The sequence below is a fragment of the Microvirga arabica genome (genome assembly GCF_016811235.1).
Lineage (GTDB): Bacteria > Pseudomonadota > Alphaproteobacteria > Rhizobiales > Beijerinckiaceae > Microvirga > Microvirga arabica.
The window spans coordinates 18,657-33,725 of sequence record NZ_JAFBID010000038.1 but is presented as its reverse complement, the minus strand read 5'-3'; the positions used below and the strand labels follow the sequence as shown (position 1 = coordinate 33,725).

Annotated in this window: 14 protein-coding genes; 3 read left to right on the top strand and 11 right to left on the bottom strand. The window is 65.8% G+C overall.

Annotation, left to right across the window (positions count from 1 at the left end):
- Positions 1-193 precede the first annotated feature (193 nt).
- From glmM to pal, 5 genes are all read right to left on the bottom strand, one after another.
- A complete protein-coding gene (gene glmM / locus JQC81_RS18335) occupies positions 194-1,549 on the bottom strand; it encodes a phosphoglucosamine mutase (protein ID WP_203273221.1) in 1,356 nt (451 codons plus the stop codon).
- A gap of 225 nt (positions 1,550-1,774) precedes the next feature.
- Positions 1,775-3,694, bottom strand: coding sequence for an ATP-dependent zinc metalloprotease FtsH (gene ftsH / locus JQC81_RS18330; protein WP_203273220.1), 1,920 nt, complete (start codon positions 3,692-3,694; stop codon positions 1,775-1,777).
- Positions 3,695-3,839: 145 nt separating this feature from the next.
- Complete coding sequence (gene tilS / locus JQC81_RS18325) at positions 3,840-4,865, bottom strand: tRNA lysidine(34) synthetase TilS (RefSeq protein WP_312887550.1); 1,026 nt, start codon at positions 4,863-4,865, stop codon at positions 3,840-3,842.
- Between the two features lie 27 nt (positions 4,866-4,892).
- On the bottom strand, positions 4,893-5,870 hold the full coding sequence (gene ybgF, locus JQC81_RS18320; protein ID WP_203273219.1) for a tol-pal system protein YbgF: 978 nt from the start codon (positions 5,868-5,870) through the stop codon (positions 4,893-4,895).
- 112 nt (positions 5,871-5,982) lie between these two features.
- Positions 5,983-6,483, bottom strand: coding sequence for a peptidoglycan-associated lipoprotein Pal (gene pal, locus JQC81_RS18315; RefSeq protein ID WP_203273218.1), 501 nt, complete (start codon positions 6,481-6,483; stop codon positions 5,983-5,985).
- Between the two features lie 248 nt (positions 6,484-6,731).
- Between pal and JQC81_RS18310 the strand changes: the two genes are divergently transcribed.
- Positions 6,732-8,255, top strand: a complete 1,524-nt coding sequence (locus JQC81_RS18310) for a phospholipase D-like domain-containing protein (protein WP_203273217.1) — start codon at positions 6,732-6,734, stop codon at positions 8,253-8,255.
- Positions 8,256-8,328: 73 nt separating this feature from the next.
- A complete protein-coding gene (locus JQC81_RS18305) occupies positions 8,329-8,943 on the top strand; it encodes an HdeD family acid-resistance protein (protein WP_203273216.1) in 615 nt (204 codons plus the stop codon).
- A gap of 33 nt (positions 8,944-8,976) precedes the next feature.
- On the opposite strand, the gene tolB is transcribed toward JQC81_RS18305, so the two are convergent.
- Genes tolB through tolQ form a run of 4 tightly spaced genes read right to left on the bottom strand, consistent with a single transcriptional unit; the run spans position 8,977 to position 12,686 of the window.
- Positions 8,977-10,311 carry a Tol-Pal system beta propeller repeat protein TolB gene (gene tolB, locus JQC81_RS18300; protein WP_203273215.1) on the bottom strand — a complete coding sequence of 445 codons (1,335 nt, stop codon included), beginning with the start codon at positions 10,309-10,311 and terminating at the stop codon, positions 8,977-8,979.
- A gap of 28 nt (positions 10,312-10,339) precedes the next feature.
- A complete protein-coding gene (tolA, locus tag JQC81_RS18295; RefSeq protein ID WP_203273237.1) occupies positions 10,340-11,455 on the bottom strand; it encodes a cell envelope integrity protein TolA in 1,116 nt (371 codons plus the stop codon).
- 34 nt (positions 11,456-11,489) lie between these two features.
- Complete coding sequence (locus JQC81_RS18290; protein ID WP_203273214.1) at positions 11,490-11,933, bottom strand: ExbD/TolR family protein; 444 nt, start codon at positions 11,931-11,933, stop codon at positions 11,490-11,492.
- Between the two features lie 12 nt (positions 11,934-11,945).
- The gene (tolQ, locus tag JQC81_RS18285; RefSeq protein WP_203273213.1) at positions 11,946-12,686 is read right to left on the bottom strand and encodes a protein TolQ; all 741 of its coding nucleotides are present in this window, start codon (positions 12,684-12,686) and stop codon (positions 11,946-11,948) included.
- A 380-nt stretch (positions 12,687-13,066) separates the two neighbouring features.
- On the opposite strand from tolQ, the gene JQC81_RS18280 reads away from it, so the two are divergent.
- Positions 13,067-13,441, top strand: coding sequence for a nuclear transport factor 2 family protein (locus JQC81_RS18280; RefSeq protein WP_312887549.1), 375 nt, complete (start codon positions 13,067-13,069; stop codon positions 13,439-13,441).
- Here JQC81_RS18280 and ybgC read toward each other — a convergent pair.
- Together ybgC and ruvB are read right to left on the bottom strand one after the other, a co-directional pair.
- Positions 13,438-13,848: a tol-pal system-associated acyl-CoA thioesterase gene (gene ybgC, locus JQC81_RS18275; RefSeq protein WP_203273235.1), complete on the bottom strand. Its 411-nt coding sequence runs from the start codon at positions 13,846-13,848 to the stop codon at positions 13,438-13,440. The genes JQC81_RS18280 and ybgC overlap by 4 nt on opposite strands.
- A 169-nt stretch (positions 13,849-14,017) precedes the next feature.
- Positions 14,018-15,064: a Holliday junction branch migration DNA helicase RuvB gene (gene ruvB, locus JQC81_RS18270; protein ID WP_203273212.1), complete on the bottom strand. Its 1,047-nt coding sequence runs from the start codon at positions 15,062-15,064 to the stop codon at positions 14,018-14,020.
- Positions 15,065-15,069: the final 5 nt, after the last annotated feature.

Genomic DNA, 15,069 nt, shown 5'->3' with positions numbered 1-15,069 from the left:
GAGGAGGTGCGCCAGCACAGTCTCGAAGGATCAGGGCGCCTCCAGTGCAATCTGGACCCTCCTTCGAGACGCAGCCTCACGGCTGCTCCTCAGGATGAGGCCGAGGAACTCAAGGAAGCGGAAGTCGAAACAGAAAGCCCCGGCGATCATCTCGCCGGGGCTTTTGCTTGAAGACTGAGAAGACGTGGCGATATTAAGCCGCCACCTGCGAGGCGGCCCGGGTCACGGCATCGACCACGTCGTCGACCACGCGGTTGACGAGATCCTCGTTGTCGCCCTCGCCCATCACGCGGATGACCGGCTCGGTGCCGGAGGGGCGGATCACCAGGCGGCCCCCTTGGCCAAGAGTCTCGCGTCCGGCCTCGATGGCCTTGATGACCGAGGCGTCCTGCAGGGGCTTGCCGGCCTTGTAGCGCACGTTCTTGAGCACCTGCGGCAGGGGCTCGAAGCAGTGGCAGACCTCGGAGACCGGCTTGCCGAGGCTTTTCACCACCGCGAGAAGCTGGAGCGCCGCCACGAGGCCGTCGCCCGTGGTGGTGTAGTCGGACATGATGATGTGGCCGGACTGCTCGCCGCCGAGGTTGTAGCCGTGAGCCCGCATGTGCTCGAGCACGTAGCGGTCGCCCACCGCCGTGCGCACGAGGCCAAGGCCCATGTCACCCAAGAAGCGCTCCAAGCCGAGATTCGACATGATCGTCGCGACGATGCCGGGCTGCGACAGGCGTCCGTCTTCCTTCCACGAGCGGGCGACTATGCCCATGAGCTGGTCGCCGTCGACCTTGTGGCCCTTCTCGTCGACGATCAGGACGCGGTCCGCATCGCCGTCGAGGGCGATGCCCACATCGGCGCGCAGCTCCCGAACCTTCTGGATCAGGGCATCGGGCGCGGTCGAGCCCACATCGTGGTTGATGTTGAAGCCGTTGGGCTCCACGCCGATCGACATCACCTCGGCGCCCAGCTCCCACAGGGCTTCCGGGGCCACCTTGTAGCCGGCGCCGTTGGCGCAGTCGATCACCACCCGCATGCCTTCGAGATCAACCTGGCGCGGCAGGGTGCGCTTGGCGAATTCGATGTAGCGGGCCTGGACGCTCTCGATGCGCTTGGCGCGGCCCAGCGTAGCGGAGCCGGACAGGCGGCGGGTCAGATCGGAATCGATCAGCGCCTCGATCTGGAGCTCCATGTCGTCGCTGAGCTTGAACCCGTCCGGGCCGAACAGCTTGATGCCGTTATCCTCATAAGGGTTGTGCGAGGCCGAGATCATGACGCCGAGGTCACAGCGCATGGAGCGGGTCAGCATGGCCACCGCAGGGGTCGGGATCGGGCCGAGGAGGAGAACGTCCATGCCCACCGAGGTGAAGCCCGCCTGGAGGGCGGATTCGATCATGTAGCCGGAGAGACGCGTGTCCTTGCCGATCACAACCCGGTGCCGGTAATCGCCCCGCTGCTGGAACATGAGGCCTGCGGCCTGCCCGACCCTGAGGGCCAGGTCCGGCGTGATGATGCCGTTGGCGCGGCCCCGAATGCCGTCGGTCCCGAAGTATTTACGCACGTGCTTTGTCTCCGCATTCTTTGGCGCCGATCCGCGCTTTTGCTTTTTCAAAGCAACCTCCCCCATTCCGGTCAAGGCATGGAGGCCAATCCGCGCATCACAAGTGATAAGCGATTGTTACAAACCTTACGCCTGGCTCAGGTGTAGTATTAGTACTTTGAGGTAAACAAAAAAGAACGCCCGCTGCGGGAGCGGGCGTTCCTGGATTTCACAGATACTGACGTTTTAGGCCTGCGGCTGGGGCTCCATGCCCCCGTCGCTCTCGCGCGGACGGCCCGGGCGGGTGGTCGGAACGGCCGAACCGCGGGTCGGGGTGACCGTGTCGCCGGAATCCCGCACCGGCGGCTGGCCGTCGAGCAGATTGCGGATCTCGTCGCCCGTCAGGGTCTCGTATTCCAACAGCCCCCGGGCCAGCGTCTCAAGCTCGTGCTGCTTCTCGGTGAGGATGCGGCGGGCGTCATTGAGCCCGTCCTCCACGAGACGGCGCACCTCGGAGTCGATCTTCTGGGAGGTCGCCTCGGAGATGTTCTGCTGGCGGCCCATGGACATGCCGAGGAACACCTCGTCCTGGTTCTCGCCATAGGCGACGGTGCCGAGCTCGGGCGAGAAGCCCCACTTGGTCACCATCATGCGGGCAAGGCGCGTGGCCTGCTCGATGTCCGACTGAGCCCCGGAGGTCACCTTCTCCTTGCCGAAGATCATCTCCTCGGCGATGCGGCCGCCCATCATGATGGCCAGACGCGAGGTCATCTGCTCATAAGACATGGACAGCTTGTCCCGCTCAGGCAGCTGCATGACCATGCCGAGCGCACGGCCGCGCGGGATGATCGTGGCCTTGTGCACCGGATCGGTGGCCGGGACATTGAGCGCCACCACAGCATGGCCGGCCTCGTGATAGGCGGTCAGGCGCTTCTCGTCGTCGGTCATGACCAGCGTACGGCGCTCGGCGCCCATCATCACCTTGTCCTTGGCGTCCTCAAACTCGCGCATCGTGACGATACGCTTGCCGCGGCGAGCCGCGAGCAGCGCCGCCTCGTTGACGAGGTTCATCAGGTCGGCGCCCGAGAAGCCGGGGGTGCCGCGGGCAATGACCTTCAGGTCCACGTCGGGCGCCAGCGGCACCTTGCGGACGTGAACGCGCAGGATCTTCTCGCGGCCCATGACGTCGGGGTTCGGCACCACGATCTGGCGATCGAAGCGGCCTGGGCGCAGAAGCGCCGGGTCGAGCACGTCGGGGCGGTTGGTGGCCGCAATAATGATCACGCCCTCGTTGGCCTCGAAGCCGTCCATCTCCACCAGGAGCTGGTTGAGGGTCTGCTCGCGCTCGTCGTTGCCGCCCCCTAAGCCGGCGCCGCGATGGCGGCCGACCGCGTCGATCTCGTCGATGAAGATGATGCAGGGGGCGTTCTTCTTCGCCTGCTCGAACATGTCGCGCACGCGGGAGGCACCCACGCCGACGAACATCTCGACGAAGTCGGAGCCCGAGATGGTGAAAAACGGCACATTGGCCTCGCCTGCGACGGCGCGCGCCGTGAGCGTTTTACCGGTGCCGGGAGGGCCGACGAGCAGCACGCCGCGCGGGATACGGCCGCCGAGGCGCTGGAACTTCTGCGGATCGCGCAGGAACTCCACGACCTCCTGAAGGTCTTCCTTGGCCTCGTCGATGCCCGCCACGTCGTCGAAGGTGACGCGGCCATGGGCCTCCGTCAAAAGCTTCGCCTTCGACTTGCCGAAGCCCATGGCCCGGCCGGCGCCGCTCTGCATCTGGCGCGACAGGAACACCCAGGCGCCGATGAAGAGCGCGATGGGCAGGATGTTCATGAGCACCGCGATGAACCACGGAGTCGAATCCGACTGCGGACGGGCCGTGATCTGCACGCCCTTCTGCTGCAGCTTCGTGACCAGCATCGGGTCGCTCGGCGCATAGGTCGTGAAGGTGCGGCCATCCGTATAGGTGCCGCTGATCTCAGGGCCGGAGATGACCACGCTGGTGATGCGGCCAGCATCGGCCTCGCTGAGGAGCTGGCTATAGGCGATGTCGCTGCCGCCGCCGCGTTGACCGGGGCTCTGGAACAGGGTCACGAGCGCCAGCACAAGGAGGAAGATCACCACCCACAGGGCGAAGTTGCGGAAATTTGAATTCATTTGATCAGGTTCTGCCCCAGAGGGAGAGAAAGCGTGAGGAGGTCTCCCCGCGCGGCTAAACTCAATGTAGGCATACCGTCCCGCCTTGCCAAGGGAATGCGGCGCCGATGCGACATCATCCGATAACCTGAGCCGAGAGATTCGGCTAACGGCCCCGGTGGCGCGGTGGTTCCGGCCCCAGATATACCCGCCCGGCCTGGGTCAGGCGCAGATGGGCGCCCGCGATGGTGAGGCTCAGCGCCTCCCGGGCGCCTGCCGCCTGCCGCAGGCGCTCCGTGCAGGCCTCGAGCCGGCGCAGACGGCTATTGTCCAGATCCAATCCCGCCTGCGTCAAAGCCAGCTCCAGCACCCTTAGGGCGATGTCGAAGGGCTCGTCCGTCAAAATCTGCGCCGGAAACGACAGGGTTCCGGCTTCAAGACTCGGTTCGCCCCGGTCGAATGCCTCCCAGGCCTTGATATCGAGGGCCTCATCAGCCTGGGCGGCCCTCTCCGCCAGGCGGGCCAGTCGCTCGGCGGTGAGACCCTCCGCGGCAAGGAGCGGCATCAACCTGCGCCAGCGGACACGGGCATAGCGCTCGTCCGCGTTCGATGGATCGCTGACGAAGCGCCAGCCCTGCTGCCGGCAATGATCGAGTAGATGTGATTTCGGCAAACCAAGAAACGGCCGCACGTGACGGATGCCCTGCCGGTCCGTGCCCCGGCGCATGCCGGCAAGGCCCGATAGGCCCGAGCCGCGCGACAAGCGCATCATTACCGTTTCCGCCTGATCGTCGAGGGTATGAGCCGTGACGAGATGGGAGGCGGCCGCCTCGCGGGCATGCTCGACCAGAAGGCGGTAGCGCGCCTCGCGGGCAGCCTCCTGGATTCCGCTCACGGGCTTTTGTCCGCTCCAGGCGAGCGTTCGATGCGGCAGGCTCAAGAGAGCGGCCTCGCGCGCCACGAAGGCGGCTTCGTCGGCAGCCTCAGGCCGCAGGCCATGATCGACGGTTGCAACGTGAATGGGAGGGCGGCGTCCGAGGGAAGCCCAGCGGGCGAGGCTCTGCATGAGGGCCATGGAGTCCGGACCGCCCGATACGGCGGCGAGGATGCCGGGGGCTTCGTTCAGGGACGAAAAAAGACGCTCGAGCCCATCATCCGAGAGCGGATCGTCGGGGGGCGAGATCGGGGCCACAGCGCGGGCCTTCAAACGGTCAGCGGATCAGCTGCACTTGATCCGCTTCTGCTCGCGCTCGGAGGCCTGGCGGACGGGGGCGGAGGCCTGCGGATATTTGCGGTCGAGTTCGGAGAACACCGCGCAGGCGCGATCCTTGGCGCCCAGCCCGTTCAGCGAGATGCCGAGCCGCAGCAGGGCATCGGGCGCCTTGGCCGCGTCCGGATGCTCGGCCGAGACGTTCAGGAACTGCTCGGCGGCCTCGCGGTACCGGCTGCGCATGAGATAGGTCTCGCCGAGCCAGAAGGTGGCCTCCGGCACGAGCTTGTCGCGCGGATTGGACTGGAGGAAACGGCGAAAACCCATCTCAGCCTGGTCGTACTGCTTCGAGGTGAAGGAGGCGTAGGCCGTGTCGAAGTCCGACCGGGGGTTGCCGGCGCTGGTTGCCGCCACGCTGGGGTTGGCGCGCTCGGCGATGGCGCCCTGAGGCAGGGCCGCCTGGGCCTCGGCGGGATAGTCGAGCGGCGCGCCCTCGGGGTCGTCCTGCTCGATCAGCTCCCCGATTCCGGCCAGCTGCCCGCCCGGAAGCGGCAGCGGACGGCTCGCATCGACTTCAGCGAGCGGCGCCGACGGCGGGGTCGAGCCGAGCGGACGGGGGGCGCCGGGAGCGCCTGGCGCCTCGGATGGGTCGAACACGTCGCTGCGGCGCTGCGGCTGGGCCGGGGCCGGCTGCGCCGGGGGCTGGGCCGGACGCGAAGGCGTCGCGGTGGACGGTGCGGGAGCGGGCCTGGAGCCGCCGCCGCCGCGCCCTTCCTGGAAGCGGAACTCCACGTCCTCCTGGAACTTGCGCAGTTGTTCCTTCAGCTGGCGGTTCTCGTACTGGAGCTGCTCCATCTGACCGGAGATTTGGCGGAACTGGCTCTCGAGCCGGTTCAGGCGCACGATCGCGTCAGCCGCATCCTGTGCGGAAGCGGGGGCGGCCAGAGCCAGGGCAAAGGCGAAAAAGACAAACAGGCGTCGCAACATGCTGGGAATACCGTAAGGATCCAAGGCGGAGGGGCCAATAACACAAAAGCGCCGCCACGGCGAGAATGTGGCGGCGTTCTGCGATTTCACAAAACGTGAACCCGATGGGGCTTTATGCCCCGGCGCCGTTGCCGAGCACCGTCACCGCACGCCGGTTCTGCGACCAGCAGGAGATGTCGTTGCAGACCGCCACCGGGCGCTCCTTGCCATAGGACACGGTGCGGAAGCGGTTGCCCGGGATGCCGCGGGAGATCAGGTAGTCGCGGACGACCTGGGAGCGGCGGGCGGAGAGCGAGAAGTTGTACTCGCGGGTGCCGCGCTCGTCCGCATGGCCTTCGAGGATGAAGGTATATTGCGGGTAGCGCTGCAGCCACTGGGCCTGCTTGTCGAGGGTCGCGACCGCCGTGGGGGTCAGATCCGTCGAGTCGGTCTCGAAGAACACGCGGTCACCCACGTTAACGACGAAGTCCTGGGCGCTGCCTGGGGTGGCGGCACCGCCGGCTCCGAAGCCGCTGGCTCCACCGGCCATCTCATCTTTGTTGGACGAACACGCCGCCGCCCCAAGGGCGAGGACGAGTGCAGCGGCGAATTTGACGGCGCGCAGCGTCATCATTGGCAATACTCCTTACACATACGTTTGCCGAACGTTGTGTCTTTCATATCGGGAGGATGGTTAAGGGAGGGTTCCGTCAACCGAGGAGAGAGACCCGGGATTAAGGTGAATTATGGCCAAGTTGTGGAAGTTAGGATTAGGGTAAATCAACCGTGAATGAATTCCGGCCGGAGGCCTTATATCTGTCGCAAGGAGAGCCCTCGGAAGCTAGGCTGCTGCCGATTGCCTGTCTCACGCGTTGAGAGGTCATGAATATCGTGACGACCCCGCCCGGCACTCTTGGACAACCCTACCGCAAGGCCCTTGACGACCTGCGTCTGGAGCGCGCCTTCGCGCGCATCGCCGACAGCGATCTACGGCACGGGAATGCGGTATCGCTGCTCAAGGACTCGCGGGAGAACTACCCGGCCTGGCTGGAGGCTATCCGCTCGGCGCAGTCGGTGGTACATTTCGAAAACTTCATCATAGCCGATGACGAGAGCGGCCGAGAGTTTGCTGAAGCCCTGATGGAGCGGGCTCGCGCGGGCGTAAAAGTGCGCGTGCTCTACGACTGGCTCGGCTCGTCGTTCCGGGCCCTGCCCGGCTATTGGAAGCGGCTGCGCGAGGCCGGAGTCCAGGCCAAGGTCTTCAACCCGCCTCGGCTGACCGATCCGTTCTGGGTTCGCCGCGATCACCGCAAGGTGATTACCGTCGACGGGCGCATCGGGTTCGTGTCGGGCCTGTGCATTTCAGACAACTGGGTCGGCAAGAACGGTCATGCGCCCTGGCGCGACACCGGGATATGCCTGGAAGGTCCTGTGGTGGCCGACCTCGATACGGCCTTCGCGGAAACCTGGCGGCTCGCCGGCATGCGGCCAATCCCGAAATCCGAACTGCCCCACCCGGATCTGATCCCGCCGGCGGGCACCATGGCGGCCCGTGTCATCAGCGGCGAGCCGGGGATGCTGCGCACGTACCGGGTCGATCAGTTCATCGCGGCCACCGCACAGCGCAACCTATGGCTGACCGACGCGTATTTCGTCGCCACCACCTCCTATGTGCAGGCTTTGGGCGAGGCGGCGCGGGACGGGGTGGACGTGCGCATCCTGGTGCCGGGATCAAGCGACGTTCCCGCACTCCAGCCCGTGGTGCGGGCCGGCTACCGTTCCCTCATCGAGGCGGGCATCCGCGTCTACGAATGGAACGGTTCGATGCTCCACGCCAAGACCGCCGTCGCGGACGGGCGCTGGTCCCGTGTCGGCTCCACCAACCTGAATCTGGCGAGTTGGGCCACCAACTGGGAGCTCGATGTCGTCGTCGAGGATACCCAGTTCGCCGAGGCCATGGAGGCGATGTATCTCGAGGATCTCGCCAACGCGACGGAGATCGTTCCCGGCTGGCAGTCCCGCCGCCGTCAGGCGAAGAAGATGCGCTCCCGTCGCGGGCATCGCTACACGAAGGGCGGCGTGCGCAGGCTTGCGGCCGGCGCGCTGGCCCTGTCCACCACCCTCGGCAAGTCGGTGCATTCGCGGTCGCTGACCGCCACCGAGGCGAGCAGCGTTGCCATCATCGGCTTCGCCCTGCTGGCGCTCGCCGCGCTGATCACCTTCTTCCCGGTCCTGATCATATCGCCTGTGGTCATCGTCCTCGTATGGCTGAGCCTCGCTCTCCTCATTCGCGCCTTTCGTCTGAAGCGGCGCGTGCGCCTGAGGCGCCGCAAGCTCGCCCTGAGGCGAAGGTTGACCAAAATCAGGGAGACGGAAGCCTCCCCGGAAGCTTCCCTAGGAGAATAAACGGAAACCGGCCGCCAAGCTTGGCGTTGACCTCACGCCGGGCAGATGCAGCCCGACTGGCGAGGAGATCCCCATGGCATCAGGCACCTCCGGTTCGACCCATTCCCTCGACCGCATTCAGGCCATGAGTTCGCTCCTGGCGCAGAACTGGTGGGCCGTGGCCCTGCGCGGCGTCTTCGCCATCGTCTTTGCGCTCATCGCCTTCTTCTCGCCGGGCGCGACGATCCTGTCCCTCGTGCTGTTCTTCTCGGCCTATATGCTGGTCGACGGTGTGTTCGGCATCGTGTCGGGCATCAGGGCCGCATCCAACCACCAGCGCTGGGGCCTGCTGATCCTGGAGGGCATCCTCAACATCCTGGTCGGCATCATCGCGTTCATCATGCCGGGCCTGACGGTGCTGTTCTTCGTCACCCTTGTGGCCGTGTGGTCGCTGATCACGGGCGTCCTGATGATCGTCGCCGCCTTCAAGCTCAACCCCGAATACGGGCGCGGCTGGCTGATCTTCAGCGGCATCGTGTCGGTGCTGTTCGGGATCGCGCTCCTGATCGCCCCGCTCGTTGGCGCCGTGGTGCTGACCTGGTGGCTCGGCGCCTATGCGCTCGTCTTCGGCATCGGCCTTCTGGTGCTCGCCTTCAAGCTCAAAGGCCGCAGAGACAACACCGGCGGCGCAGCCTCACTGCGGGCCTGAATGAAAAAGGGCGCCTGAGGCGCCCTTTTCTTATCAGTTGCTCTGCCGGCTTTCGCTCAACAGCGGCGACCAGGTCGGGTCGGACGCGAAGGACGGCGTCGGGACGGGCTGCTCCACGCGGCCGGTGATATCGACCATGTAGAGCTTGCCGCCGGCCTGTCCGCCCGGATCGCGGAAGAACAGGATGTACTGGCCGTTGGGCGCCCAGGTCGGGCTCTCGTTGTGGAAGCCTTCCGTGAGGATGCGCTCGCCCGAGCCGTCTGGCTTCATGATGCCGATGGCAAAGCCCCCAGCGCGCTGTTTCGTGAAGGCGATGTAGTCGCCGCGCGGCGACCAGGCGGGCTGCGAGTAGGAGCCGTCGCCGAAGGAGATGCGGCGCTGGTCGGAGCCATCCACGTTCATCACGTAGATCTGCTGCTTGCCGCCGCGGTCGCTCTCGAACACGATCTGCTTGCCGTCCGGCGAGAAGGATGGCGAGGTGTCGATGGCGGGTGTCGAGGTCAGGCGCGTGGTGGCCTGCGAGCCCAGGTTCATCATGAAGATGTTGGCATTGCCGCCCTGCTGCAGGCTCATGACGATGCGGCTTCCCTCAGGCCCGAAGCGCGGCGAGGACGCCATGTCGGGGAAGTTGCCAAGCACCTGGCGCGAACCGGATTCGAGGTTGATCACCTGCACGCGCGGCTGCTGGCCCTCAGTCTGGGACATGTAGGTGATGTCCTGCGTGGCCGGCGAGTAGCGTGGAGCCACCACCGACGTGTCGCCTTGCGTCAGGTAGCGCACGTTCGCGCCGTCCTGGTCCATGATGGCGAGGCGCTTGCGGCGGTTCTCCTTCGGGCCTGATTCATCGACGAACACGATGCGCGTGTCGAAGAAGCCGCCGAAGCCCGTGATCTTGGTGTAGACCGCGTCCGAGATGATGTGGCCGACCCGGCGCCAGAAATTGGCGTCCGTCACGTATTGCTGGCCGGTGAGCTGCTGGCCCGTCTCGATGTCCCACAGGCGGAACTCGGCGCGCAGACGCCCCGACGGATCGCGCGAGACGCGGCCGGTCACAAGTGCCTGGGCGCCCGCCATCTTCCAGGCATCGAAGCGCGGCGCGGCGTCGAACGACGGGCGCTCGGGGAAGCGTGCCTTGTCGAGCGGCGCGAAGTACCCTGAGCGCTGCAGATTGTTGTTGATGATGCCGGAGACCCGCTGCCCCATGTCGCCTTCGCCGGAAAAATCGGCAACGGCGATGGGCATGGGCTGGAACTGGCCGCCTGGACCGACGCGGAACGACAGCTGCGCTTGTGCTGCGGGTGCGAGCGCCGCCATCGGCAGGACGACGGCCAGCGCGACGAGAACACGGGAGATAAGACGAGTGATCATGGGATGCTGTCTCAAGCTTTGATGGGCTTTAAGAGAGAGGAGGATCGAACTGGACGTTCAGGACCTTCCAGTCCGTGTAATAAGGCGCGAATTTCGCCGGGATCTCGAATTGGCGGCACTTGCGGATAGCCCTGACGGCGGCATCCGCCACCGCGCGATCGGTCGATGAGCTTCCGGCCTGGAGGACGCGAGGTTCGGTGGTGAGCGAGCCGTCCTGGTTCAGGCGGATATCGAGAACCGGCGCCATGACCTGTCCGCCTGATGCAGCGATGGGCGCGCTGTAGCAGCGCTCGATCTGCGAGACGAGAATGCCGATGAGGGCGTCGCGCAGGCTGGGCGAGAGCTTCGCGGCCGATCCCGTCGCGGTGCCGAGCGAGGCGGTCCTCTGGACCTCCGCGCCGGTCGCGCCGGTGGACTGGCTCTTGTCCTTGCTGTCGAGGAACTGCTTCAGGTCGCCCATGTCGAGCTTTTTGGCGACCTGGGCCTCCTTGCGCGCCTTGGCCTCGGCCTCTTCCTTGGCCTTGGCCTCCGCGAGCTTCTTCGCCTCGGCTTCCGCCTTTGCTTTTGCGTCCGCCTCTGCTTTCGCCTTAGCCTCCGCGACCTTCTTGGCTTCGGCCTCCGCCTTGGCTTTCGCCTCCGCTTGCGCCTTTGCCTTGGCCTCAGCCTCGACCTTGGCCAGCTCGGCGGCCTTGGCCTTCTCGATGGCTTCGGCTTCGGCCTTCTCGCGAAGCTGCTTTTCCTCCGCGGCCTTGGCCTCGGCGGCCTTCTCTTCCTGCGAGCGGGTCGGCGGCGCGGGCGGCGGAGGCGCAGCGGCCACCGGCTCCTCCTTGTCGGCCACCCTCATCTCGGCCGGGCGCTTCGGCGGGGCCGGCGCATCGCGCTTGTCCTCGCCGGGATCCTTCAGCTCGGTCTTGTCGGCGACGCGCTCGGCGCGGGGCTTCGGCTGCGGTGCCTTGGCGTTGATTTCGCCCTTGGTGATCTGGGAAAGTTGGGCATCGGTGATGACCTCGACCGGGATGCCTTCCTGCGCCTCGGGAAATTCGGCAACCGAAGACAGACCGATCATGGCAGCCGTCAGCAGCGCCGCATGGGCGACGCCCGAGACCCAGAAGCCCGGCTCCGAAGTGCTGAATTTCAGCTTCAACGCCACGTGTGTGTGCCCCTTGCTCTCAATCGTCTCAGCGCTGGTCGATCTCGGTCACGAGGGCGACGCGCTTGTAGCCGGCCGTGGTCACGATCGACATCACCTGGGCGACGCGCCCGTAATCCACCTTCTTGTCGCCACGCACGAAAACCCGCTCGTCGAAGCCTGCCTTCGACACTTCCGCGAGCTTGCCCACGATGGCTTCGTCCGTCAGCTCCGTCTCGCCGAGGAAGACCTGGCCGTTGGCCTTGATCGACAGGGTCACGGGCGTCGCGTCGGAGTTGAGCGGCGCGGCTTTGGTCTGCGGCAGATCGAGCGGCACGCCGGCCGTCATCATGGGTGCCGCCACCATGAAGATGATGAGCAGCACCAGCATGACGTCGATGAACGGCGTCATGTTGATCTCGTTGATCACACCCGACTGCCGGGAGCGCCTGCGGCGGCGTCCGCCTCCTGCCGATCCTGCCATCATGGCCATTTGGGCTCTCCCTTAAGCCGCGTTGGCGGGGGAGCGGCCCGCATGGCCGATGCGCTCGTCCACCTGCCGGGACAGGATGGCCGAGAACTCGTCGGCAAAGCCCTCGAGCCGCGACTGCAGCTTGCCCACTTCCGAGTTCAGCTTGTTGTAGGCCAGCACCGCCGGAATGGCCGCGAAGAGGCCGATGGCGGTGGCAAACAGCGCCTCGGCGATGCCGGGGGCCACGACCGCAAGGCTGGTGTTCTTGGAGGCGGCGATCGACGTGAAGGAATTCATGATGCCCACCACCGTGCCGAAGAGGCCGATATAGGGACCGGCCGAGCCGATGGAGGCCAGCACCGTCAGGCGGGCGTTGAGCCTCTCCACCTCGCGCTGGATGGTCACGTCGAGCACCTTGTCGATGCGCTGCGGCAGGGTCTGGAACGAGCGTCCCGAGCCCTCGAAGGAGCGCTTCCACTCGCGCATGGCGGCGACGAACACGGCGGCCAGGCCCGTGGCCGGGCGGCTCTGGAGATTGCGGTAGAGCTCCTCCAGGGACTGGCCGGACCAGAACACGTCCTCGAACCGGTCCATGGCGCGCTTGGTGCGGCTGTAGAGCAGCGTCTTGTCGACGATGATGGCCCAGCACCAGACGGAAGCCGCCAGCAGGCCGATCATCACGAGCTTGACGATGAAATGGGCCTGCCAGAACAGGCCGAAGAAGGACAGGTCGTGGGCCACAGGAGCGGCCTGGGCCACATCAGCCGGATTCATGAATCTCGTCCTCGCTCTTCGAGCAGCCTTGGGTTGCCCCAAGGCCCACCGCAGATTGATCTAGGAAAATCTTGTTTCTGTATCACAGCTCGTTCGCCCCCGAATCTGTCGAAAATAAGGGCGGCCGACCAATGAGCCTCAGATCATCCCGGACCGTTACCTGTTAGGCACAGAGTAAGGTTAAGGTCTGGTTTAAGTGCGGCTGCCAAAAGGCGGAATTGCCTGAAATTGATACAGAATCTTGGCTGGTATGCGTCTGCGGCAAGCCTCGTGGCGCCACTGCCGCTACGGCAGCCCCAATCCGGTGCAAACAGAACGATTTGCCTTGTGACGAAGCTCGACTGCAATACTATTCCAACCCATCAAACAGGGGGTTAGCTGTGGGTCACCAGATTGAACCGACCGAGGTCGTGCGGAAGCAGCTTGAAGCCTATAACGCGAAGGACATCGATGCCTTCATGAGCCACTGGGCCGAGGATGCGCAATTCTTAGCCTTCCCGTCGGAGCTCCTGGCTCAGGGCGCGGACCAGATCCGCGAGCGCCATGTCGCCCGGTTCAAGGAGCCCAATCTCTTCGGGCAGCTCATCAGCCGCATAAATGTTGGCAACTTGGTGATCAACAGGGAGGTCGTGACCCGCACCTTCCCGGAAGGTCCTGGACGCGTCGATGTGATCGGGATCTACGAGGTCGAGGGCGGGAAGATCAGGAAGGCTTGGTTCAAGACGGGGACGCCGGTGCTCGACCGGGCGTCTTAAGCCTGAGGTGGCGTCAGCGCCGCCCGCAGCTCATCCGGGATCCGCACGGCCCGCCCGCCCCTAACGGCCGCGACCATGACGTCGGCGGTGACCAGCACCTCGTCGCCGCGCCGGACTTCTTGGCCCAGCGTCATCGACGCGCCGCGCATCTCCTTGGGGCGGGTCACGATGGTGAGCACGTCGTCCATGACGGCGCCGCCCAGGAAATCGATGCTCATCTTACGCACCACGAAGGCGAGGCCATCCATATCCGCGTGAAGATCGGACTGCGCCACCTCAACGGCCCGCAGCAGCTCCGTGCGTCCGCGCTCCATGAAGCGGAGATAGCTCGCGTGATAGACGCGGGCCGAGAAATCCGTGTCCTCGTAATAGACGCGGATGGGGAGGATATGAGCGCCGTCCTGCATCAAGCCGGAGAGGTGGGGCCAGCGTCCACCCTCCCCTTGAGGGGGAGGGTCAGCCGTCAGGCTGGGGTGGGGTGGCAGTGCAGCGTTCGGAGAGGTCGCGCTACCCACCCCCTCCCGCGCCTCCGGCGCGACCTCCCCCCTCAAGGGGGAGGTGTTTGCATCCCGCCGCTCACTCATCCGCATCCCCGCCGAACAGCCCGAACTGCGCCGCCGTCTCGCGGCTCGGCTCGGGGATGCCGAGGTGCTTGAAGGCGTGGGGCGTCAGGATGCGCCCGCGTGGGGTGCGCTGCACGAAGCCCTTCTGGATGAGATACGGCTCGATGATGTCCTCGATGGCATCGCGCGGCTCGGAGAGGGCTGCCGCGATGGTCTCGATGCCGACCGGGCCGCCGCCGAAGGAATTGGCGATCATGGTCAGGTACTTGCGGTCCATCAGGTCGAGGCCGATGGGGTCCACGTCGAGGAGGCGCAGGGACTTGTCCGCAAGATCGCGGGAAACGGTCTGGACGCCTTCCACGATGGCGAAATCCCGCACCCGGCGCAGCAGGCGGCCAGCGATGCGCGGCGTGCCGCGGGAGCGGCGGGCGATCTCGTTGGCGCCCTCCTCGCTCATGCCGAGGCCCAGCACGCGGGCGCCGCGACGCACGATCAGCTCCAGCTCGTCCACGGTGTAGAACTCGAGGCGGATCGGGATGCCGAAACGGTCGCGCAAGGGCGTGGTGAGCAGGCCCGCGCGGGTGGTGGCGCCGACCAGCGTGAACTTCGGCAGCTCGATCTTCACCGAGCGGGCCGCCGGGCCCTCGCCGATGATCAGGTCGAGCTGGTAATCCTCCATGGCCGGATAGAGGATCTCTTCCACCGCTGGGTTGAGGCGGTGGATCTCGTCAATGAAGAGCACGTCGCGCTCTTCGAGGTTGGTGAGCTGGGCCGCAAGGTCACCTGCTTTGGCGATCACCGGGCCGGAGGTGGAGCGGAAATTGACCCCGAGCTCGCGGGCGACGATCTGGGCCAGGGTGGTCTTGCCGAGACCTGGAGGGCCGACGAAGAGCACGTGATCAAGAGCATCGCCGCGCGCCTTGGCGGCATTGATGAAGATCTGGAGATTGGCCCGCGCGGCCTTCTGGCCCGTGAAATCGTCGAGCGAGAGCGGCCGGATCGACGCATCGACATCGTCCTCGCGCTTTTCGGGGCTGATCAGGCGGCGGGAATCGGTCAAAGAGG

What these genes read in the sequence shown, in the direction of transcription:
- tolB (WP_203273215.1), bottom strand. Translation starts at nt 10,311, where the DNA reads ATGATCACTCGTCTTATCTCCCGTGTTCTCGTCGCGCTGGCCGTCGTC.
- pal (WP_203273218.1), bottom strand. Translation starts at nt 6,483, where the DNA reads ATGATGACGCTGCGCGCCGTCAAATTCGCCGCTGCACTCGTCCTCGCC.
- tolQ (WP_203273213.1), bottom strand. Translation starts at nt 12,686, where the DNA reads ATGAATCCGGCTGATGTGGCCCAGGCCGCTCCTGTGGCCCACGACCTG.
- JQC81_RS18290 (WP_203273214.1), bottom strand. Translation starts at nt 11,933, where the DNA reads ATGGCCATGATGGCAGGATCGGCAGGAGGCGGACGCCGCCGCAGGCGC.
- ybgF (WP_203273219.1), bottom strand. Translation starts at nt 5,870, where the DNA reads ATGTTGCGACGCCTGTTTGTCTTTTTCGCCTTTGCCCTGGCTCTGGCC.
- ybgC (WP_203273235.1), bottom strand. Translation starts at nt 13,848, where the DNA reads ATGCAGGACGGCGCTCATATCCTCCCCATCCGCGTCTATTACGAGGAC.
- JQC81_RS18310 (WP_203273217.1), top strand. Translation starts at nt 6,732, where the DNA reads ATGAATATCGTGACGACCCCGCCCGGCACTCTTGGACAACCCTACCGC.
- JQC81_RS18305 (WP_203273216.1), top strand. Translation starts at nt 8,329, where the DNA reads ATGGCATCAGGCACCTCCGGTTCGACCCATTCCCTCGACCGCATTCAG.
- ftsH (WP_203273220.1), bottom strand. Translation starts at nt 3,694, where the DNA reads ATGAATTCAAATTTCCGCAACTTCGCCCTGTGGGTGGTGATCTTCCTC.